Origin of the sequence: uncultured Flavobacterium sp. (genome assembly GCF_937967675.1) — a bacterium.
Taxonomy (GTDB): Bacteria; Bacteroidota; Bacteroidia; order Flavobacteriales; family Flavobacteriaceae; genus Flavobacterium.
Window position 1 is genome coordinate 1 of record NZ_CALBSN010000087.1, and the last position, 3,181, is coordinate 3,181.

The 3,181-nt window shown below is 35.7% G+C and carries 3 protein-coding genes; all 3 read right to left on the minus strand.

Annotation, left to right across the window (positions count from 1 at the left end; genetic code table 11):
* Window positions 1-109: 109 nt before the first annotated feature.
* On the minus strand, window positions 110-1,426 hold the full coding sequence (sufD, locus tag Q0075_RS06130; protein WP_297868739.1) for a Fe-S cluster assembly protein SufD: 1,317 nt from the start codon (window positions 1,424-1,426) through the stop codon (window positions 110-112).
* Between the two features lie 67 nt (window positions 1,427-1,493).
* On the minus strand, window positions 1,494-2,243 hold the full coding sequence (sufC, locus tag Q0075_RS06135; RefSeq protein WP_026725388.1) for a Fe-S cluster assembly ATPase SufC: 750 nt from the start codon (window positions 2,241-2,243) through the stop codon (window positions 1,494-1,496).
* 36 nt (window positions 2,244-2,279) lie between these two features.
* Window positions 2,280-3,181 (minus strand): Fe-S cluster assembly protein SufB (gene sufB / locus Q0075_RS06140; protein ID WP_297868740.1); only part of this gene is annotated, 902 nt, incomplete at its 5' end.

Genomic DNA, 3,181 nt, shown 5'->3' on the forward strand with positions numbered 1-3,181 from the left:
TTACTTTTTGCGATAAAATGGGAAAATCAGCTCTTACTTTTTGAACATCAAACATATTGATATTTTTTATTTTTTATAAAACAAAACCGCAATAAAGCGGCTTTATATACTACAAATCAAATCCCATATTAACTCCTAATTTATCAGCAATAATTCTACCGATTTTAGCTTTTAATTCTGGTATTTTGATGCTGTTTGTTACTTCGCTTGTAAACGCGTACATCAACAATGCTTTAGCTTCTTTTTTTGGAATTCCACGTTGTTGCATGTAGAACATCGCGCTTTCATCTAATTGTCCAATCGTACAACCGTGCGAGCATTTTACATCATCAGCAAAAATTTCCAATTGTGGTTTTGCGTTGATAGTCGCTTTATCGCCAATTAAAATGTTGTTGTTTTGTTGGAATGCATCGGTTTTTTGCGCTTCTTTTTCAACGAAGATTTTTCCATTGAAAACTCCAGTTGAATTGTCATGCAAAATCGTTTTATAATTTTGGTGACTTTCGCAATTTGGAGTTGCATGTTGTACCAATGTATAATGATCTACGTGTTGTTTATCGCCAATAATGGTAATTCCTTTCAAAGTAGAATCGATTCGTTCTCCTTGATGATAGAAATTCAAGTTGTTTCTGGTGATATTTCCACCAAACGAAAACGTATGCACCGCTACTCTACTCTCTTGTTTTTGGGCAATGTACGTATTGTCAATCAAATTCGCAGTTTGCACATCATTCTGAACTTTGTAATAATCTACAATCGCGCGTTTTTGAGCGAAAACCTCGGTTACCGAGTTTGTTAAAACTGGATTCGAATTCAAACTTTGATGACGTTCTACGATTTGCACGTGAGCGTTTTCTCCAACAATTACTAAATTTCGAGGTTGTACCATCAAAGCCGCTTCATTTCCGGTTGAGAAATAAATAATTTCAATAGGTTTTTCAACCACTTTACTTTTGGGAATATTGATATAAGCACCTTCCAATGAAAATGCTGTATTTAGAGAAGTTAAACTCTCTTCTTTGCTAGCAATTTGATTGAAATAGTTGTCAATTACCATTTTATATTTTGGTTTTGTCAATGCCGAAGACATCAAACAAACATCTAAACCTTCATGGGTTGTAGAAGACAAAAACGAACTAAAAATTCCGTCAATGAAAACTACTTTGTAGGTGTCAATTTCGTGTAAGAAATACTTTTTTACGTCTTTAAATTCAATTGCGTTATCCTTTTTTGGGAAAACCGAAAAATCATTTTTCAAAATCGCATTTAACGACGTGTATTTCCAAGCTTCCTCTTTCTTTGTTGGGAAACCTTTGTTTTCGAAATTTTTTATGGCGTTGCTTCTCACTTCATGAAGTTCAGAATGTGTATCAATCTTTTCTTCAAAAGCCATGAAAGAAGCTAATAATTTATCTTTTAATTCCATTGTATTTAGTGTTCAGTCGCAGTGTTCAGTCGCAGTCCTGTGATAACCGTGACTGAGACTGTAAACTCTAGTTCAATTCATTCTTTATCCAATCGTATCCTTTTTCTTCTAACTCTAAAGCTAAATCAGCTCCACCCGTTTTTACGATTTTTCCATCCATTAAAACGTGTACGAAATCTGGAACAATATAGTCTAACAAACGTTGGTAGTGCGTAATTACTAATACCGCGTTGTTTTCGTTTTTCAATTTGTTTACACCGTTAGCTACGATTCGTAACGCATCGATATCTAAACCTGAATCGGTTTCGTCTAGAATTGCGATTTTTGGCTCTAACATTGCCATTTGGAAAATTTCGTTACGTTTCTTTTCACCACCCGAAAAACCTTCGTTTAAAGAACGTGACAAAAATTTTCTGTCCATTTCTAACAATTCTGATTTCTCACGGATTTTCTTCAACATTTCATTTGCTGGCATTTCTTCTTCGCCATTCGCTTTACGTTTTTCGTTTATTGCTGTTTTGATAAAATTCGTTACCGAAACACCTGGAATTTCTACTGGATATTGGAACGACAAGAACACGCCTTTGTGTGCTCTTTCTTCTGGAGCTAATTCTGAAATTTCTTCACCATCTAAAAAGATTTCGCCTTCCGTTACTTCGTAATTTTCATTTCCGGCAATGATAGAAGATAATGTTGATTTTCCGGCACCGTTTGGTCCCATAATCGCATGCACTTCTCCTGCTTTAATTTCAAGGTTGATTCCTTTTAATATGTCTTTGTCTTCTACCGAAGCGTGTAAGTTTTTTATCTGTAACATTTTGTAAATGTGTTATATATTCGAATTTATGATTGATTATCCTACTGAACCTTCTAACGAAATTTCTAATAATTTTTGCGCTTCTACTGCGAATTCCATTGGTAATTTGTTCAATACTTCTCTACTGAAACCATTTACGATTAAGGCAATGGCTTTTTCGGTTGGGATGCCACGTTGGTTGCAATAAAACACTTGGTCTTCACCAATTTTTGAAGTCGTAGCTTCGTGTTCAATTTTTGCCGAAGCATTTTTACTTTCGATGTAAGGAAACGTGTGAGCTCCACAATTATTTCCCATTAAAAGTGAATCACATTGTGAGAAGTTACGAGCGTTTTCTGCTCTTGCTCCTATTTGCACTAATCCCCTGTAACTGTTTTGTGATTTTCCAGCTGAAATACCTTTTGAAATGATGGTCGATTTGGTGTTTTTTCCCAAATGAATCATCTTGGTTCCCGTATCGGCTTGTTGGAAATTATTAGTTACGGCAATCGAGTAAAACTCTCCGATTGAATTATCGCCTTTTAGTACACATGAAGGATATTTCCACGTTACCGCAGAGCCTGTTTCTACTTGCGTCCAAGAAATTTTTGCATTTTTCTCGCACAAACCTCTTTTGGTTACGAAATTGTAAACGCCACCTTTTCCTTCTTTGTTTCCTGGATACCAGTTTTGAACCGTTGAATATTTGATTTCGGCTCCGTCCAAAGCTATCAATTCTACAACAGCTGCATGCAATTGATTCTCATCACGACTTGGAGCGGTACATCCTTCCAAATAAGAAACGTAACTTTCTTCATCAGCCACCAATAAAGTTCTTTCAAACTGACCTGTTCCGCCTTGATTGATACGAAAATACGTAGATAATTCCATTGGACAACGAACACCTTTTGGAATGTAACAGAAACTTCCGTCAGAGAAAACAGCCGAATTTAAAGCCG